Origin of the sequence: Vibrio sp. 1727 (assembly GCF_033344415.1) — a bacterium.
GTDB lineage: Bacteria > Pseudomonadota > Gammaproteobacteria > Enterobacterales > Vibrionaceae > Vibrio > Vibrio alginolyticus.
In genome coordinates this window covers 1-699 of record NZ_JAWPOT010000269.1, presented here as the reverse complement: position 1 = coordinate 699, position 699 = coordinate 1, and the positions used below count along the sequence as shown (strand labels likewise).

Annotated in this window: 1 protein-coding gene; it reads left to right on the top strand. The window is 44.5% G+C overall.

All coding sequences use genetic code 11. The features are described from left to right. On the top strand, positions 1-699 hold a 699-nt coding region (locus tag R8O10_RS25180; RefSeq protein WP_318191949.1), incomplete at both ends, for a tetratricopeptide repeat protein.

Here is a 699-nt window from a genome sequence, read left to right as displayed (position 1 = left end):
TCTGACAGCGAGAGACTTTACGTCAGTGGGTTGATTTATGAGTATATGGCTAACATCAAGCAGCCTTATTACGGAAGTAGCCAAATCTTAAACAATGATTTCGCGAAGTTAGAATCTGAGTACATTCTCGCTTTAAACGAACGTAAACATGGCAGTTATGACGCTTCAGTTGCCAGTTTCAGCTCGTTAAGGCAAAAGATGAAACAAAATGGTGACGTGGAAGGTAAAGCGTTAATGAATTACCAGCTTTGCTACACGCTAAACCAGCAAGGCCGTTATCACAAAGCAAACTTCTTTTGCTCATCTCTCGAAAGCCATTTAGACGATAAGCACGCAGAAGTCTTCCCTGCAGACTTGGCGTTGCGAGTCGTAGCGAACAACTACAATTATCGCGGCGACTACGAAAAAGCTCTGAGCTTGTACCGCCGTCTGCTTGCCAATATGTCTTATCAAAGCGACCCATCTGGTATTTATAACGATGTCGGCAATTTACTGGCCGAATTAGGACAGTTTGAGCAATCGGAGCAATACCTCATCCAATCCTTGCTTGCGCGTCAACTTGAGGAGGCCCCACTCAAAGTAGCGCAAGTCGAACACAGCCTAGCTCGGATGTATAACAAATCGAAAGATTTCGATAAGGCCATTAGCCACTACCAGAACTCATTGAAAATCTTGGAAGAGCTCCACTATCCGTATGGA